Genomic DNA, 16,571 nt, shown 5'->3' with positions numbered 1-16,571 from the left:
GCAGGTCGCGGCGTTCAAAGGCACGGCGCAATCCTGCAGCTGGCGGTCGAGACCGAAGGGAAATACCACATGAAGTCGCGGGAAACGGAAACACGCGCGCTGCTGATCCTGCTTGGGGTTTCAGCGCTACTCCTGTTATTGGGACTGGGTACACGGGAACTTTGGGGCCCGGAAACCCGTTGGGCGAATATCACGCTGCAGATGCTGCAAAGCGGTAACTACTTCGACCCGTACCTCATGGGCGGCTCCTATTACGACAAACCACTGCCCTCCTACTGGTTGATTACCGCCACCACCTGGTTTACAGGCGGCCTGGGGCACTGGTCCTTGCGTCTGTCTTCGGTGATTGCTGCCTGGCTGAGTGTCTGGCTGGTCTACTTGATCGGCGAGCAACTGTTTCGCAAAGGCACCGGTCTGATCGCCGGCTGGATGCTCGCAACCACCTTCTATTTCGTCTTTTGGGCCCGAGTCGCGACGGCTGACATTCTGACCGTCTGCGGTGTGCTGGCAGCAATCTGGTGGTATTGGCGCGGCCCGGACGACACGCGACTCGGGCGCTACTGCGTGTTCTTCCTGCTGCTGTCCGTGACCTCGCTGTTCAAAGGCCTGATCGGCTTTATCCTGCCCGGCCTGGTGCTGTTGCCGCATCTGCTGCAAGAAGGCCGCTGGAAACGTCACCTCAACCTGCGCCTGTGCGTCGCCCTGCTGGTTGCCGGCCTGGTCTATGCAGTGCCGTTCGTGTTGTCGAATATCTACGGCGCACCCACCTCCGCCCAGAGCGGTCTGGGGCTGGTCTTCCGGGAAAACGTGGTGCGGTTTTTCCAGCCGTTCGACCACATCGGGCCCATTTACACCTACCTGATCTACTTGCCGGTTTATACCCTGCCATGGGCACCGTACTGGGTGCTTGGGCTGTGGGTCGCGGCTCGTAACTGGCGCACACTCGAACCTAATGCCCGCTGGTTGATCTGGGGCCTGGGCTTGCTGTTCCTGTTCTTCACCGCCAGCGGTAGTCGACGCAGTTACTACGTTTTGCCGCTGGTACCATTTGCCCAACTGTTGGCGGCCTGGTGGGTCACCCGGCGCATGGAAGAACGGCGCGCTGCCGGCAAAGCCGAAGGACGCGGCCTGAAAATCGGCTTTGGCGTCACCACGGCCCTGCTATTGCTGATCCTCGGGATTATCGTGCCCTGGAGCAACACCGGTGGCGGCGTCGTGCAATTCGGCAAGGACGTCAAGGCCCAGGCCAGCCTGATTGCGCCATGGAATCAATGGCGGATGGTGATGGTCGATGTCGACAACAAAGTCCCGATGTACCTGCAAAACGACGGTGCGCCTTTCTACTACGTGCCCGAAAGCAAGGACTTCCCTCGCGAAGGCACCACCGCACAGTTCATGGCATGGCTGGAAAAGGACAGCGGCCAGCAGTGGAACCCGCAGCGCACCATCATTGTCGCGCACTACAAACGTGGCGATACGCTGCCGCTGAACTACCTCAGCGTCGACCACCAGGCCGTCGTCACGCAGCCAGACAGCGGTGAACGGCTGATGCATCCGCGCTCGGATGCCAGCGTCGCCTTCATCCCCAACGCCCCCGCCCAATGAAAAATGATCGAGAGGCCCATCGGGCCTCTCGATCCTTCCCGGCACGGCTCACGTGAAATCAGTGAGCCAGTCGACGATAGTGTTTGAATTCAAACCACTCTGTCCTTCAAACTCCCTCCTCAGCGCCTCAATCTAAATACAAACGACATTGATTAACGACTTGTTTGACGCTTTTTTCACATATCCCGCACTACATTGCCGCCACCAAAATCTATGCGAATGATTCGCATTGTTCTGGGCGAGCTGCAGGGATTGCGGGAATCGAACAACAGGCTTGCCCATCTGATTCTTTATAAAACTGCAGGAGCTGCTAACAAAATGAATCATCGTCGCCCTTCGTTTCTGAAAATCGCGCTGCTCGCCACCGCCCTTATGGGTGCTGGCCATGTCTTTGCTGCGCCAAGCAGCGACGGCATCGTGGTCTATAACGCGCAGCATGAGACCCTGACCAAGGCCTGGGTCGAAGGTTTTACCCATGAAACAGGGATCAAGGTCACGCTGCGCAACGGCGATGACAGCGAGATGGGCAATCAGCTGGTGCAAGAAGGTGCGGCCTCCCCGGCAGACGTATTCCTGACCGAGAACTCCCCGGCCATGGTGCTGGTGGATAACGCCGGGCTGTTTACCCCTGTTGCGCCGTCGACCCTGGAGCAAATCGGTTCGGCCTATCGCCCGGCCCATGGCAAATGGGTGGGCATCGCCGCTCGCTCGACCGTGTTTGTCTACAACAAAGCCAAGCTGGCCGAAGCCGATCTGCCAAAGTCTCTGATGGACCTGGCTTCCCCAAGCTGGAAAGGTCGTTGGGCCGGTTCGCCTGCCGGCGCCGATTTCCAGGCCATCGTCGCCGCCGTACTGGAGCTCAAGGGCGAAGCCGCCACCCTGGAATGGTTGAAAGGCATGAAAGCCAACGCCACCGCCTACCGTGGCAACAGCGCTGTGCTCAAGGCAGTGAACGCCGGTCAGATTGAAGGCGGCGTGATCTACCACTACTACAGCTTCGTCGATCAGAGCAAAACCGGCGAAAACAGCAAGAACACCTCGCTGCACTACTTCAAGCACAAAGATCCGGGCGCGTTTGTCAGCCTCTCCGGTGGCGCTGTCCTGGCGTCCAGTAAACACCAGGAAGAAGCTCAGGCGTTCCTGAAGTGGATCACCGGCAAAGAAGGCCAGGCTATTCTGAAAAACGGTAACTCGTTTGAATACGCCGTAGGCCAGAAAGCCGAGTCGAACCCGAAACTGGTGCCGCTGGCGCAACTTGACGCGCCTGTGGTCGATGCCTCCAGACTCAACAGCAAAAAAGTTGTCGAGCTGATGACTCAGGCGGGGTTGTTGTAATCCGATGTCCAAGCCAGTCGCGCTGCCAGAAGCTAGTAAAGTCGTCGATCTGACGACTCTGGCCAACCCTCGTCAACACCCTCGCCGCGCCTCCGGAAGGCGCAGCGGTTCGTGGGTGGTGGCCATATCCATTCTGGTGTCGTTGCTGGCCCTGCTGCCGTTGGCGTTTGTCATCGGCATTTCCATCAAGACCGGCTGGGCGACGATTGCCGAGCTGGTCTTCAGGCCCCGAGTGGCCGAACTTTTGATCAACACCGTGTTGCTGGTGGTGATCACGATTCCCCTGTGTATCGCGCTCGGCGTGGCACTCGCCTGGTTGACCGAACGCACCGATTTGCCGGGCCGCCGCCTCTGGTCGGTGCTGGCAACGGCACCGATTGCGGTGCCGGCCTTTGTCCACAGTTATGCCTGGGTCAGCCTGGTGCCACCGATTCACGGGTTGTTTGCCGGGGTGCTGGTTTCGGTTATCGCCTACTTCCCGTTCCTCTATCTGCCAGTCGCCGCCACCTTGCGGCGCCTTGATCCGGCCATCGAGGATGTCTCCGAATCGCTGGGCCTGAAGCCCTGGGCGGTGTTTTTCCGGGTCGTGCTGCCGCAACTGCGCCTGGCCATCTGTGGCGGCGCCTTGCTGGTCGGCCTGCACTTGCTGGCCGAATACGGCCTGTACGCGATGATTCGCTTCGACACCTTCACCACGGCGATCTTCGACCAGTTCCAGTCGAGCTTCAACGGCCCGGCGGCGAACATGCTGGCCGGGGTGCTGGCGCTGTGCTGCCTGCTGATGTTGACTGCTGAATCCGCATCACGTGGCCACGCCCGTTACGCCCGCGTCGGTTCCGGCAGTGCGCGCCTGCAACGCACTCAGCGGCTGACACGCAACACCAAAGCCGCAGCATTGTTGCTGCCAATCATCACCAGCGTGCTGGCCCTCGGTGTGCCGCTGATTACCCTGGCCCAATGGTTGATTGCCGGTGGCGCGGACGTCTGGCGCATGGCGGAAATACTTCCGGCATTGAAGCAGACCCTCGTTCTGGCCAGTGTCGGCGCGCTCATCACCACCTGCGCAGCCGTTCCGGTGGCCTGGTTGTCGATACGCTCGCCGGGACGCCTGCATCGCATCCTGGAAAGCTGCAACTACATCACCAGTTCATTGCCGGGAATCGTCGTGGCGCTGGCCCTGGTGACCGTCACCATCAGCTTTGCCCGACCGATTTACCAGACCACCATCACGGTACTGCTGGCGTACCTGCTGATGTTCTTGCCACGCGCGCTGGTCAGTTTGCGCGCCGGTATTGCCCAGGCACCGGTAGAACTGGAAAATATCGCCCGCAGCCTGGGCCGCTCGCCGAGCCAGGCGCTCTGGCTGATTACCATGCGCCTGGCCGCACCAGGGGCCGCCGCCGGCGCAGCGCTGGTGTTTCTGGCGATCACCAATGAACTGACCGCAACCCTGCTGCTCTCGCCAAGTGGCACCCGCACCCTGGCCACCGGTTTTTGGGCCATGACCAGCGAAATTGACTACGCCGCAGCGGCCCCTTATGCGCTGATCATGATTTTGCTGTCGCTTCCGTTGACCGCGCTTCTCTATCATCAATCCAAACGCACGGCAGGCCGATGAACGCTCTCGAACTGAACTCCATCTATAAAACCTTCGGCGCCCTGCCTGCCTTGGACAACGTCAGCCTGTCGGTGCCAGCGGGCAGTCGCACGGCCATCGTCGGCCCTTCCGGCTCGGGCAAGACCACCCTGCTGCGGATGATTGCCGGGTTCGAGTTTCCCGATTCCGGCAGCATCACGCTCAACGGCCAGACACTGGTCGATGGTTCGACCGAAGTCCCCGCGCATCAGCGCATGATTGGTTATGTGCCACAGGACGGTGCGCTGTTTCCACACATGACGGTTGCCGGCAACATTGCCTTTGGATTGTCGGGTGATGCCGCCTTGAAGCAAGCACGCGTCGCCGAGCTGATGGACATGGTGTCGCTGGATGCACGCATGAGCCAGCGCTGGCCGCACGAGCTTTCCGGTGGCCAGCAACAACGGGTAGCCCTGGCCCGCGCCTTGGCGCAACGACCTCGGCTGATGCTGCTGGACGAACCCTTCTCGGCACTGGACACCGGCCTGCGGGCGTCCATGCGCAAGATGGTTGCCAAACTTCTGTCAGACACCGGCGTGACCACCATCCTGGTGACTCACGATCAGTCCGAAGCGTTGTCATTTGCCGATCAACTGGCCGTGATGCGCCAGGGTCGGTTGGTGCAGACCGGGCAACCGATGGATCTGTACCTGCATCCTCGCGATGAAGAAACGGCGCTGTTCCTAGGGGATGCCGTGGTCATGCCGGCGCAGGTCGAAAATGGCTACGCGATCTGCGACCTGGGACGGGTTCATGTCAGCAGTACCTCGCCAAACGGTGCGGCGCAGATCATGTTGCGGCCCGAGCAGTTGCAGATTTCCAGTCAACCCGCCGATCTGGAACAGGTGGATGGCTGCATCGGGGTGGTGACCGATCGCGACTTTGGCGGCAATACCTGCACCTTGACGGTAGAACTGAAGCAACCCTCACCTGCTACGGATGGACAGCCAGCAGGCCGCTCGTTACTGGTTCGCAGTTCCGGGGTACACGCACCAGCCGCTGGCAGTCTGGTACACATTTCAACGCTCGGCAGCGCGCACGTGCTGACTGAGCCTGCTCGCCGCCAGGCGGTTGCGACGCCATAGCTTGCAGCTTGACGCGAACTCAGGGTGAAGTAGTCTTGGCAAGCTATTTACTATCTTTTTAGCGATGTGCGGGCCAATTGACGATTTTTCCTTGCAGCGCCTGAAAAATGCCAACAGCTGTCAGAAAGGGCTGTAAGTGTTGAAAAACCCTGAACATTTGCTGTAAAGGTTACAGTTAAACATTCTCGACACCGGTTTTTCATGTCCCTTTCACATTTTCGAGATTACCCTCTGCGCATCCGGAGCGATGCCTTTGGGCCACTCAAACTGCGGAGCGACAAAATAAAAGTCAATTAGTGCACTTTTTCCAGAAGATTGGTTAACTGATTGATATACTTTTTGTTTTTTCGTCTACGCTGTCACCGACTTCGCCTCGAGGCACCGCTTCGAGCTGATTCGCAAGTTGTGCTCCGACTTGCCGCCTTCAAGGGCTGTTGACATATCCAAACCCGAGGTCCACATGAATCAGGCTTTTCTCCCCTTCTCTCGCCCAAGCATCGGTGATGAAGAAATTGCCGCCGTTGAGCAGGTGTTGCGCTCTGGCTGGATCACCACCGGGCCGAAAAACCAGGAGCTGGAGGAGCAATTCGCACAGTACACAGGCTGCCAGCACGCCGTCGCACTGTCTTCTGCAACCGGTGGCATGCACATCACGCTACTGGCGCTGGGTATCGGCCCTGGCGATGAAGTGATCACGCCTTCGCAGACCTGGGTCTCGACCGCCAACATGATCTGCCTGTTGGGCGCTACCCCGGTATTTGTCGACGTCGACCGTGACACCCTGATGACCGATGTCCAGGCCATCGAAGCCGCCATTACCCCGCGCACCAAAGCCATCATCCCGGTGCACTACGCCGGTGCTGCGTTTGATCTCGACCCACTCTATGCGCTGGCAGACAAACATGGCATCGCCGTCATCGAAGACGCCGCCCATGCCGCCGGTACCCGTTACCGTGGCCGCGCCATTGGCGCTCAGGGCACCGCGATCTTCTCGTTCCACGCGATCAAGAACATGACCTGCGCCGAAGGCGCAATGTTCGTCAGCGACAATCAAGCGCTGGCCGATCGAGTGCGCATGCTCAAGTTCCATGGCCTCGGCGTAGACGCCTACGATCGCCTGACCCACGGCCGTAAACCTCAGGCCATGGTCATCGAGCCTGGCTTCAAGTACAACCTGGCCGACATCAACGCAGCCATTGCACTGGTGCAGCTACAGCGCCTCGACGAGATCAACGCCAAACGCACCGCATTGGCGCAGACCTACCTGCAACGCCTCGAAGGCCTGCCGGTACAACCGCTGAGTGTGCCGACCTACCCGCAACAACACGCCTGGCACCTGTTTATACTGCGCATCGACGCCGAGCGTTGCGGGATGGATCGCGAGGCGTTCATGAAGGCCCTGCAAGAACAGAATATCGGTACGGGTATTCACTTTGTGGCCACCCACCTGCACACTTACTACCGTCAGCGATTCCCGGGCATTCATCTGCCCAATACCGAATGGAACTCGGCACGACTGTGCTCGATCCCGCTGTTCCCCGACATGACTACCGACGATGTCGAACGCGTCGTTGGCGCCATTGAAAACATTCTGGACTGAAGCCTTTGAAGCCATATCCAATTAACTGCGTGTCGATCGTTATCCCGGTCTACAACGAAGAAGAAAGCCTGCCTGAATTGCTGCGCCGGACCGAAGCGGCCTGTCAGCTACTCAAACACGAGTACGAAATCGTCCTGGTCGATGACGGCAGCCGTGACAATTCGGCGCAAATTCTCGAAGAAGCCGCCGAACGCGAAGGCAGCCAGGTCGTTGCGGTCATTCTCAATCGCAACTACGGCCAGCACGCGGCAATCATGGCCGGTTTCGAGCATTGCAAAGGCGATGTGGTCATTACCCTCGACGCCGACCTGCAGAACCCGCCGGAAGAAATCCCCCGTCTGGTGGAACAGGCCGAGCTGGGCTACGACGTGGTTGCCACCGTGCGCAACAATCGCCAGGACTCGGCCCTGCGCCGCTGGCCGTCGAAACTGATCAACCTGGCCGTGCAACGCTCCACCGGTGTCGCCATGAGCGATTACGGCTGCATGCTGCGCGCCTACCGCCGCACCATCGTCGACGCCATGCTGGCCTGCCGTGAACGCAGCACCTTCATCCCGATCCTGGCCAACAGCTTCGCCCGCCACACCACCGAGATTCTGGTGCAGCACGCCGAGCGCGAGCATGGCGAGTCGAAGTACAGCCCGATGCGCCTGATCAGCCTGATGTTCGATCTGCTGACCTGCATGACCACTACCCCGCTGCGACTGCTGAGCATCATCGGTTTCAGTCTGGCGGCGCTGGGCATGTTGTTTGCCTTCCTGCTGATCTTCCTGCGCCTGATCTTCGGCGCCAGCTGGGCAGGAGGTGGCACCTTCGTACTGTTCGCCGTGCTCTTTGTGTTCACTGGCGGCCAATTCATCGGCATGGGCCTTCTGGGTGAATACCTGGGCCGCATGTACAGCGATGTCCGCGCCCGTCCGCGGTTCTTTATCGAAAAAATCCTACGTAACAAACCCGCTAGTCCTGCTCCCGTTGCCACTGTCGACGGTCTGCCTTCCACCACTACTGATCAGGTTTCGCCATGAGTTCAAAAGCTGTTGTTTTCGCCTATCACGACATTGGCTGTGCAGGTATCGAAGCACTGCTCAACGCAGGTTTCGAGATTGCTGCCGTGTTCACCCACGCCGACGATCCGAAGGAAAACACCTTCTACGGCTCGGTCGCTCAACTGTGCGCCCGCAAAGGCATTCCTGTGCACGCACCGGAAGACGTCAACCACCCACTGTGGATCGAGCGCATTGCCAAGCTGAACCCGGACTACCTGTTCTCGTTCTACTACCGCAACCTGTTGGGCGAACAACTGCTGGCTACCGCCCGCAAAGGCGCGTTCAACCTGCACGGTTCGTTGCTGCCAACCTACCGCGGCCGCGCTCCAGCAAACTGGGTACTGGTCAACGGTGAAACCGAAACCGGCGTAACCCTGCACCGCATGGTCAAGCGTGCCGACGCTGGCGCAATCATTGCCCAGCAACGCGTCGCGATCGAGCGTGCCGACACCGCACTAACCCTGCACGGCAAGCTGCGCGAAGCTGCTTCGAACCTGCTGCGTGACACCCTGCCATTGCTGGCTCAGGGCAAAATCACCGAAACCGCCCAGGACGAATCCAAAGCCTCTGTTTACGGTCGTCGTACCGCGGCAGACGGCAAGCTGGTTTGGAAGAAGCCGGCTGAAGAGCTGTTCAACCTGGTTCGCGCCGTGACCCAACCTTACCCGGGTGCTTTCTGCGCCGTGGGCGAGCACAAACTGATTGTCTGGAGCGCTGAAGTCGTCAAGGGCAACGAAGGTCTGGCACCAGGCCGTGTGATCAGCGTTGATCCGCTGCGTATCGCTTGCGGCGAAGACTCGCTGGTTGTCACTTCCGGCCAGCGTAACGAAAACGGTCTGTACCTGAGCGGCCCGCAACTGGCCAATGAGCTCGGTCTGGTCGACGGTTCCGTACTGCGTGGCGCTGAATCGGGCCGTGCCCCGCGTCGTACCCGCGTACTGATCCTCGGCGTCAACGGCTTCATCGGTAACCACCTGTCCGAGCGCCTGCTGCGTGACGACAAGTACGACGTCTATGGTCTGGACATCGGTTCCGACGCTATCGAGCGTCTGCGCAGCCACCCGAACTTCCACTTCGTCGAAGGCGATATCAGCATTCACTCCGAGTGGATCGAATATCACATCAAGAAGTGCGACGTGGTTCTGCCGCTGGTGGCCATCGCCACTCCAATCGAATACACCCGCAACCCACTGCGCGTATTCGAACTGGACTTCGAAGAGAACCTGAAACTGGTTCGCTACTGCGTGAAGTACAACAAGCGCGTGATCTTCCCGTCGACTTCCGAAGTCTACGGCATGTGCCAGGACAAGAACTTCGACGAAGACACCTCGAACCTGATCGTTGGTCCGATCAACAAGCAACGCTGGATCTACTCGGTCTCCAAGCAACTGCTGGACCGCGTGATCTGGGCCTACGGCGCCAAAGGCCTGAACTTCACCCTGTTCCGTCCGTTCAACTGGATGGGTCCACGCCTGGACCGTCTGGACTCGGCACGTATCGGTAGCTCCCGCGCCATCACCCAACTGATCCTGAACCTGGTGGAAGGCACCCCGATCCGTCTGTTCGACGGCGGCGAGCAGAAGCGCTGCTTCACTGACATCGCCGACGGCATCGAAGCCCTGGCCCGTATCGTTGATAACGAAAACGATTCGTGCAACGGCCAGGTCATCAACATCGGTAACCCGGACAACGAAGCCAGCATCCGTCAACTGGGCGAAGAGCTGCTGCGTCAGTTCGAAGCTCACCCACTGCGCGCCAACTTCCCTCCGTTCGCCGGTTTCCGCGACGTAGAGAGCAAGGCCTTCTACGGCGCTGGCTACCAGGACGTGGAACACCGCAAGCCAAGCATCGAAAACGCCAAGCGCCTGCTGAACTGGGAGCCAACCGTTGAGATGAGCGAAACCATCGGTAACACGCTGGACTTCTTCCTGCGCGAAGCCATGCTCGAAATCGCGGACAAGCGCTGATGCAGGCAGGTCTTCGGATCGATGTCGACACCTACCGAGGTACCCGTGAGGGGGTACCCCGGTTGTTGGAGATGCTCGATGAAGCACAAGTCAAGGCGACGTTTTTTTTCAGCGTTGGTCCGGACAACATGGGGCGCCATTTATGGCGCCTCATCCGTCCGCAGTTTCTCTGGAAAATGCTCCGCTCCAATGCCGCAGGTCTGTACGGCTGGGACATCTTGCTGGCCGGCACCGCCTGGCCAGGCAAGCCCATCGGCCGTGACCTGGGGCACCTGATGCGCCAGACCCTCGCGGCTGGCCATGAAGTGGGTTTGCACGCCTGGGATCACCACGGCTGGCAAGCCAACGCAGGGCGCTGGAGCGACGCCGAGCTGATCGAACAGATTCGCCGGGGCGTCGACACCCTCAGCGATATTATCGGGCAGCGCGTGGACTGTTCGGCGGCCGCCGGTTGGCGTGCCGATGAGCGGGTCATCGAGGCCAAGCAGCATTTTGGCTTCCGTTACAACAGCGACTGTCGCGGACAAAGCCTGTTCCAGCCTCGGCTGGCAGACGGCAGCCTCGGCACGCCACAAATTCCGGTCGACTTGCCAACCTTCGATGAAGTGGTGGGTCCCGTCGTAGCAGCCAATGAGTTCAACTCATACATTCTTGACCGATTCAGCCCCTCGAAGCTGAACGTATATACGATACATGCGGAGGTAGAAGGGATTCTGATGGCAAACGATTTCCGTCAACTGCTGGTTGATGCGCGTCAGCGTGACTTCCAGTTCCAGCCGCTGGGTAACCTTTTGCCCGCCCAACCGACAACCCTGCCTCAGGGGCGCGTAATACGTGGCGCCCTTGAAGGCCGAGAAGGATGGTTGGGAGTGCAAGGCGCATGAGCAAACGCTGGGCTTTGCCGTTACTGCTTATCGCTTTCGGTCTGGTCTATCTGTTGCCGCTGGGCACGCATGGTCTGTGGATTCCGGATGAAACCCGTTACGCCCAGGTCAGTCAGGAAATGCTCCTGAGTGGCAACTGGGTGTCGCCGCATTTCATGGGCCTGCGTTATTTCGAGAAACCGATTGCCGGTTACTGGATGATCGCCATCGGCCAGGCCGTGTTCGGTGAGAACCTGTTCGGGGTGCGTGTCGCATCGGCACTCGCGACCGGTTTGAGCATCGTGCTGACCTACCTGATCGCACGCAGGCTCTGGAACGATCCGCGTAAAAGCATCGCCAGCGCATTGCTCTACATGAGTTTCGCCGTGGTCGCCGGTCAAGGCGGCTATTCCAACCTCGACCCGCAATTCACGTTCTGGGTCAACCTGAGCCTGGTAGCCTTGTGGTTTGCGCTGGACAGCAGCAGTCGCAATGCGCGGCTGATGAGTTGGGCAACCCTGGGACTGGCCTGCGGCATGGGCTTCCTGACCAAGGGTTTCCTCGCCTGGTTGCTGCCGGTATTGATCGCCCTGCCCTACATGATCTGGCAAAAACGCTGGCGTGAACTGTTGGCCTACGGCCCGATGGCTATCGTGGTCGCGATTGTCGTCAGCCTGCCGTGGGTCCTGGCCGTGCATGCGCAGGAACCCGACTACTGGCGTTTCTTCTTCTGGCACGAGCACATTCGCCGCTTTGCCGGTGACGACGCGCAGCACGCAGCGCCGTGGTGGTTCTACCTGCCGATGCTGGTAGCGTTCAGCCTGCCGTGGGCGGCATTCCTGCCGTCGGCGCTCAAGCAAGCGTGGCAAACCAGACGTCAGGCCAGCACCGGCTTCCTGCTGCTGTGGCTGGTCCTGCCGTTGGCGTTTTTCAGCCTGAGCAAAGGCAAGTTGCCAACCTACATCCTGCCGTGCCTGTTGCCCCTGGCGCTGTTGATGGGGAACGCATTGATTGACCGACTGAACCTGGGGCAAAGCCGGCTGTTCAAGGTCAACGGCCTGCTGAACCTGGTCATCGGCCTGACCACCTTGCTGGCGATGGTTTACCTGCAACTGAAAAAACCCGTGTATGTCGATGAAATGCACAGCCTGGTGCTGGTGTTCATCGTGCTCATGGGCTGGATCCTGTCCAACCTGTTGCTGGTGGTTCGACCGTTGAGCGCATGGGCTGCGCCGGCAATCGGCAGCGGACTGCTGATCGCCATCCTGCCGGCTGCATTGCCGCACTCGGTGGTCTACAACAAGATGCCCGACCAGTTTGTCCTCCAGCACATTGACGAACTCAGCCAGACCAAAAGCCTGCTGAGCAATGACCTGGGTGCTGCCTCCGCGGCGGCCTGGCGTCTGCAACGCCCTGAAGTGGCGTTGTACAACACCATCGGCGAAGTGAAATATGGCCTCGACTACCCGGATGCCGCGGCACGTCGGGTCGATACCGACCACGTGCAACAGTGGATGAGCGAAGCCCGCAAGACCGGCCCGGTGGGTGTCGTCATGCGCGTCAAGGGTGACGATGAAGTCCACGAACTCGACCTGCTGCCCAAGGATGGCAAGCGTTACGAGCAAGGCAACATGGTCATTCTGATCATTCCACAGAGCGCGCCATGACCCTGATTTTGCTGTTGTCCGCCTGTCTGCTGACCTGCATGGGCCAGATCGCCCAGAAATACGCCGTGGAAAGCTGGCGCGGCAAGGACTCCGGATGGAGCGAAAAACTGCTCTCGCCGTGGTTGTGGCTGGCGCTGGCATGCCTGGGCTTTGGCCTGCTGGTATGGCTGCTGGTGTTGCAGCGCCTGGAAGTCGGTATCGCCTACCCGATGCTCAGCCTCAACTTTGTGCTGATCACCCTGGCCGCCCACTTCGTCTTCCACGAAACCATTGATCGCCGTCACTGGATCGGTGTTGCGCTGATCATTGCCGGCGTCGTTCTGCTCGGGAGGCACGCATGAGCCTTCGTCGTGGAATCAGCTTTGCCATGGGCAGCGTCGCGCTGGTCAGTGCGGCCCAGTTGGGCATGCGCTGGAGCATGAGCCATTTGCCACTGCCCGATCAGTGGCTGCAGGCCCTGAGCAACGGCAGCATCGACTTGCTCGCGATCGGCGTGGTCCTTGCGTCGATCTGCGCTTACGCCCTGTCCATGCTGTGCTGGCTCGTCGCTCTGCGCGATCTGCCGCTGGGCCGGGCCTACTCGCTGTTGAGTATCAGCTATGCACTGGTGTATCTATTGGCCGCCAGCCTGCCGCTGTTCAACGAAAACTTCAGTCTTTCCAAAACACTCGGGGTGGCCTTGGTCATCCTCGGTGTCATCACTATCAACTCTCGAACTGCTCGCGCCACAGAAGTCAGGAATGCCTCATGAAAATCAGTGTAATTGGTAGCGGTTATGTCGGTCTGGTGCAGGCGACTGTCCTGGCTGAAGTCGGTCATGATGTCGTCTGCATGGACGTCGATCAGAACAAGATCAAAATGCTGCAGAAAGGCCACGTCACTATCTTTGAACCAGGGCTGGAGAGCATGGTCAAGGAGAACCTGGAGAGCGGGCGCCTGCACTTCACCAGCGACGAGAAAATGGCCATCGAGCACGGTCAGGTCCTGTTCATCGCTGTCGGCACACCGTCTGACGAGGACGGCTCGGCCGACCTGAAATATGTCTTGTCCGTGGGTGATGCAGTTGCACGCCATCGCGTCGAGCCGCTGATTCTCGTGGAAAAGTCCACTGTTCCTGTCGGCACCGGCGACACCCTGCGCGCGCACATTGAAGGCGTGCTGAAAAAAGCCGGGCGCACCCTGGAATTCGATATCGTCTCCAACCCGGAATTCCTCAAGGAAGGCTCGGCCGTCAGCGACTGCCGCCGCCCTGACCGCATCGTCATCGGTTGCGAACGTGAAGAAGTCCGTGAAGTGATGCGCGACCTCTACGCCCCCTTCAACCGCAACCATGACCGCATCATGTTCATGGACCTGCGCAGCGCCGAGCTGACCAAGTACGCAGCCAACTGCATGCTCGCGACCAAAATCAGCTTTATCAACCAGATCGCCGAACTGGCCGAACACCTGGGTGCGGATATCGAAGCCGTACGCATGGGCATCGGTGCAGACCAGCGCATCGGCTACCACTTCATCTACCCTGGCTGCGGCTATGGCGGTTCGTGCTTCCCGAAAGATATGCGCGCATTGATCCACAGCGCCCAGGAAGCCAATTGCTCCAGCGACCTGCTGGAAGCGGTCGAGGCCATCAACCAGCGGCAGAAACACAAGCTGTTCGAACGCATCAACGCGTTCTACAAAGGCGAGCTGAAAGGCAAGACCTTCGCCCTCTGGGGCCTGGCATTCAAACCCAACACCGACGACATGCGCGATGCGCCAAGCCGCGTGCTGATGGAATCGTTGTGGGCTGCCGGCGCACACGTACGTGCATTCGACCCTGAAGCCATGCAGGAAACTCAACGCCTGTACCCGGATCAACCGAACCTGTCGCTGATGGGTACTCCGGAGTCCGCGCTGGTTGGCGCAGACGCGTTGATCGTTTGCACCGAATGGCAACAGTTCAAGGCGCCGGACTTCAAGTTGATCGAAGAGCGTCTCAAAGCTCCGGTGATCTTCGACGGTCGCAACCTGTACGACGCCGAACGCCTGGCACGTAAAGGCTTCAAGTACTTCCCGATGGGTCGTGGCGAGTCGCGCAACCTGCCAATCCCTCAGCAACAGTGGCCAGCTTCGTCCGTCTAAGCCCAGGAGGCCGCGTGCACGCATATCCATCGACAGGGATCCGTCAACAATCGTTAGGTCTGGGGCTACTGGCGCTGCTGCTGTTCTGCGCCGGGGTCTACCAGCAATCGGCGATCGGGTTCGACACGCGGTTTGTACTGTTTGCCCAGGAAATGCTGCGCCATGGGCCGGGATTCTTCCCGACCACCTATGGCCAGCCTTACGCTGATTACTGGGCTACCTCGACGTTTTTTACCTGGCTGCTTTCGCTGCCCTTTGGCCAGGTAAACGCGTTCACGGCCTGGTTACCCAGCGCCATTGCCTCAGCGACGATTGTCACGCTGATGTACCGGTTGGTAGCGCCCTACTCCAGAACCTGGGCGCTGATCAGCATTGCCTTGATGATGCTGAGCAATACCTTCATCACCGAAACCCGCGCCGTGTCCCTCGACCAGATGGTCGCGGCCGTGACCTTCGCCGTGTTCTATCTGGGCTATGCCGCTGACCACTTTCAGGCACCGCGACGACTGCCGCTGATACTCGCGTTGCTGGTGCTCGGTTTTGCCATTCGCGGGCCTGTCGGCCTGGTGGTGCCTACCGGCGTCTTGTGCAGTTATTACCTGCTCAATGGCCAGTGGCGGCGGATGATCACGATCGGCTTGCTGGCAGCTTTGCTGCTGGCAGCCGGTATTGGTTTGTTGCTGTGGCTGGCCAACGCCAGTGGCGGTCCGACCTTCGTGCAAGACGTGATCCGCATGCAGTTCATGGGGCGCATGGATGGCCGCGAAGGCGCGAGCGGTCCGCTGTTTTACTTCAGCAGCTCGCTGGGCAACTATGCGCTGGCGTATCCCTTGGCAGTCGTGGTGCTGGCCGCGGTCTTGCTGTTCGGCCGCAAGGATCGCGGACCGGCGTTGCGCCTGCTGACCTTGTGCACCGCTGCCGGGCTGGTCGTGATGATTGGCCTGTCGATTCCGATGGCGAAAAAAGCCCGCTACATGCTGCCGATGCTGCCGATGGCCGCGATCATTGCCGCGTACCCGTTCCAGGGCGCGCAGGGCCGGGTATTCCAGTGGTTGCGCGGCCTGATGCAGGGCCTGTGGCTACTTATTCCTGGCCTGCTGATCGTCGGGCTGCTGGTCGCCAAGCGACGCTTCCCGGAACATCTCACCTCGGTGACGGCGGTGATGACGATTCTCGGGGTGTTGCAGGTGATCGCACTGGGGCTGTTGTTCAAGCCACGCGTACGTGCAGTGGGCCTGGCGTTCACCGCAGTGCTGGCGTTGTGGTCGACCTACATTCTGGTGTTCGAGCCCGCAGAGCGCAGGCTCTTCGACACCCGTACGTTCAGTCGTGCAGCCTTTGAGCTGATCCAGAAAGACCCGGCGCCTGTGGTCTTGCACGCCATGGGCAAAGACGCCAAGGCGATCAAGTTCATGGTCAACGTCGAGCAAGATCTGTTCCCGGTCTTCACTCATTCAGTGCAAGAACTGGAAAACCTGAAAGGCCCTGCCTGGCTGGTGATGGAAAAAAGTGACTACGAGGCCCTGAAAGGCTCTCGGTTGGCAACATTGCAACCAGTGCTGAACGGGAACTTCGACAAGGACGATTACGTCCTGCTGCATCTGGTACCCGTGCAGCCCTGAACGGGTTGCACATCGTCTGGGCGC

The 16,571-nt window shown here is 59.7% G+C and carries 13 protein-coding genes; all 13 read left to right on the top strand.

Going from position 1 to position 16,571, the window contains the following annotated elements; genetic code table 11:
- Positions 1–69 precede the first annotated feature (69 nt).
- The 13 genes from AC1RJ3_RS15365 to AC1RJ3_RS15305 all read left to right on the top strand — a co-directional run bounded on the left by AC1RJ3_RS15365 (position 70) and on the right by AC1RJ3_RS15305 (position 16,547).
- The gene (locus AC1RJ3_RS15365) at positions 70–1,605 is read left to right on the top strand and encodes an ArnT family glycosyltransferase (RefSeq protein WP_493079420.1); all 1,536 of its coding nucleotides are present in this window, start codon (positions 70–72) and stop codon (positions 1,603–1,605) included.
- A gap of 318 nt (positions 1,606–1,923) precedes the next feature.
- A complete protein-coding gene (locus AC1RJ3_RS15360) occupies positions 1,924–2,940 on the top strand; it encodes an iron ABC transporter substrate-binding protein (RefSeq protein WP_054597461.1) in 1,017 nt (338 codons plus the stop codon).
- A gap of 4 nt (positions 2,941–2,944) precedes the next feature.
- On the top strand, positions 2,945–4,558 hold the full coding sequence (locus AC1RJ3_RS15355) for an ABC transporter permease (RefSeq protein WP_054597462.1): 1,614 nt from the start codon (positions 2,945–2,947) through the stop codon (positions 4,556–4,558).
- Positions 4,555–5,661, top strand: coding sequence for an ABC transporter ATP-binding protein (locus tag AC1RJ3_RS15350; protein WP_493079419.1), 1,107 nt, complete (start codon positions 4,555–4,557; stop codon positions 5,659–5,661). The genes AC1RJ3_RS15355 and AC1RJ3_RS15350 overlap by 4 nt, the downstream gene beginning before the upstream one ends.
- Before the next feature lie 460 nt (positions 5,662–6,121).
- The gene (gene arnB, locus AC1RJ3_RS15345) at positions 6,122–7,261 is read left to right on the top strand and encodes a UDP-4-amino-4-deoxy-L-arabinose aminotransferase (protein WP_019690500.1); all 1,140 of its coding nucleotides are present in this window, start codon (positions 6,122–6,124) and stop codon (positions 7,259–7,261) included.
- Positions 7,262–7,266: 5 nt separating this feature from the next.
- The gene (arnC, locus tag AC1RJ3_RS15340) at positions 7,267–8,286 is read left to right on the top strand and encodes an undecaprenyl-phosphate 4-deoxy-4-formamido-L-arabinose transferase (RefSeq protein ID WP_054597464.1); all 1,020 of its coding nucleotides are present in this window, start codon (positions 7,267–7,269) and stop codon (positions 8,284–8,286) included.
- A complete protein-coding gene (arnA, locus tag AC1RJ3_RS15335; protein WP_054597465.1) occupies positions 8,283–10,274 on the top strand; it encodes a bifunctional UDP-4-amino-4-deoxy-L-arabinose formyltransferase/UDP-glucuronic acid oxidase ArnA in 1,992 nt (663 codons plus the stop codon). The genes arnC and arnA overlap by 4 nt, the downstream gene beginning before the upstream one ends.
- Entirely contained in the window at positions 10,274–11,158 is an 885-nt protein-coding gene (gene arnD, locus AC1RJ3_RS15330; RefSeq protein WP_493079418.1) for a 4-deoxy-4-formamido-L-arabinose-phosphoundecaprenol deformylase, read from the top strand. The genes arnA and arnD overlap by 1 nt, the downstream gene beginning before the upstream one ends.
- Positions 11,155–12,804 (top strand): lipid IV(A) 4-amino-4-deoxy-L-arabinosyltransferase, encoded by a 1,650-nt coding sequence (gene arnT, locus AC1RJ3_RS15325; protein WP_054597467.1) that lies wholly within the window; start codon positions 11,155–11,157, stop codon positions 12,802–12,804. Before arnD ends, arnT begins: the two co-directional genes overlap by 4 nt.
- Positions 12,801–13,145, top strand: coding sequence for a 4-amino-4-deoxy-L-arabinose-phosphoundecaprenol flippase subunit ArnE (arnE, locus tag AC1RJ3_RS15320; RefSeq protein WP_019690505.1), 345 nt, complete (start codon positions 12,801–12,803; stop codon positions 13,143–13,145). Before arnT ends, arnE begins: the two co-directional genes overlap by 4 nt.
- Positions 13,142–13,555: a 4-amino-4-deoxy-L-arabinose-phosphoundecaprenol flippase subunit ArnF gene (gene arnF, locus AC1RJ3_RS15315; protein ID WP_493079417.1), complete on the top strand. Its 414-nt coding sequence runs from the start codon at positions 13,142–13,144 to the stop codon at positions 13,553–13,555. Before arnE ends, arnF begins: the two co-directional genes overlap by 4 nt.
- Entirely contained in the window at positions 13,552–14,925 is a 1,374-nt protein-coding gene (locus tag AC1RJ3_RS15310; RefSeq protein ID WP_054597468.1) for a UDP-glucose dehydrogenase family protein, read from the top strand. The genes arnF and AC1RJ3_RS15310 overlap by 4 nt, the downstream gene beginning before the upstream one ends.
- A 14-nt stretch (positions 14,926–14,939) precedes the next feature.
- Complete coding sequence (locus AC1RJ3_RS15305) at positions 14,940–16,547, top strand: ArnT family glycosyltransferase (RefSeq protein ID WP_493079416.1); 1,608 nt, start codon at positions 14,940–14,942, stop codon at positions 16,545–16,547.
- The last annotated feature ends 24 nt before the right edge of the window (positions 16,548–16,571 follow it).

The sequence above is a fragment of the Pseudomonas sp. GW822-FHT04C11 genome, assembly GCF_058800905.1.
Note: the sequence above shows the minus strand (reverse complement) of the source record. Positions and strands in the feature narration are given on the sequence as shown.

Excerpts from the sequence above, each read along its gene's own strand:
- AC1RJ3_RS15365 (WP_493079420.1), top strand. The coding sequence starts at position 70 with ATGAAGTCGCGGGAAACGGAAACACGCGCGCTGCTGATCCTGCTTGGG.
- AC1RJ3_RS15360 (WP_054597461.1), top strand. The coding sequence starts at position 1,924 with ATGAATCATCGTCGCCCTTCGTTTCTGAAAATCGCGCTGCTCGCCACC.
- AC1RJ3_RS15355 (WP_054597462.1), top strand. The coding sequence starts at position 2,945 with ATGTCCAAGCCAGTCGCGCTGCCAGAAGCTAGTAAAGTCGTCGATCTG.
- AC1RJ3_RS15350 (WP_493079419.1), top strand. The coding sequence starts at position 4,555 with ATGAACGCTCTCGAACTGAACTCCATCTATAAAACCTTCGGCGCCCTG.
- arnB (WP_019690500.1), top strand. The coding sequence starts at position 6,122 with ATGAATCAGGCTTTTCTCCCCTTCTCTCGCCCAAGCATCGGTGATGAA.
- arnA (WP_054597465.1), top strand. The coding sequence starts at position 8,283 with ATGAGTTCAAAAGCTGTTGTTTTCGCCTATCACGACATTGGCTGTGCA.
- arnD (WP_493079418.1), top strand. The coding sequence starts at position 10,274 with ATGCAGGCAGGTCTTCGGATCGATGTCGACACCTACCGAGGTACCCGT.
- arnT (WP_054597467.1), top strand. The coding sequence starts at position 11,155 with ATGAGCAAACGCTGGGCTTTGCCGTTACTGCTTATCGCTTTCGGTCTG.
- arnE (WP_019690505.1), top strand. The coding sequence starts at position 12,801 with ATGACCCTGATTTTGCTGTTGTCCGCCTGTCTGCTGACCTGCATGGGC.
- arnF (WP_493079417.1), top strand. The coding sequence starts at position 13,142 with ATGAGCCTTCGTCGTGGAATCAGCTTTGCCATGGGCAGCGTCGCGCTG.
- AC1RJ3_RS15310 (WP_054597468.1), top strand. The coding sequence starts at position 13,552 with ATGAAAATCAGTGTAATTGGTAGCGGTTATGTCGGTCTGGTGCAGGCG.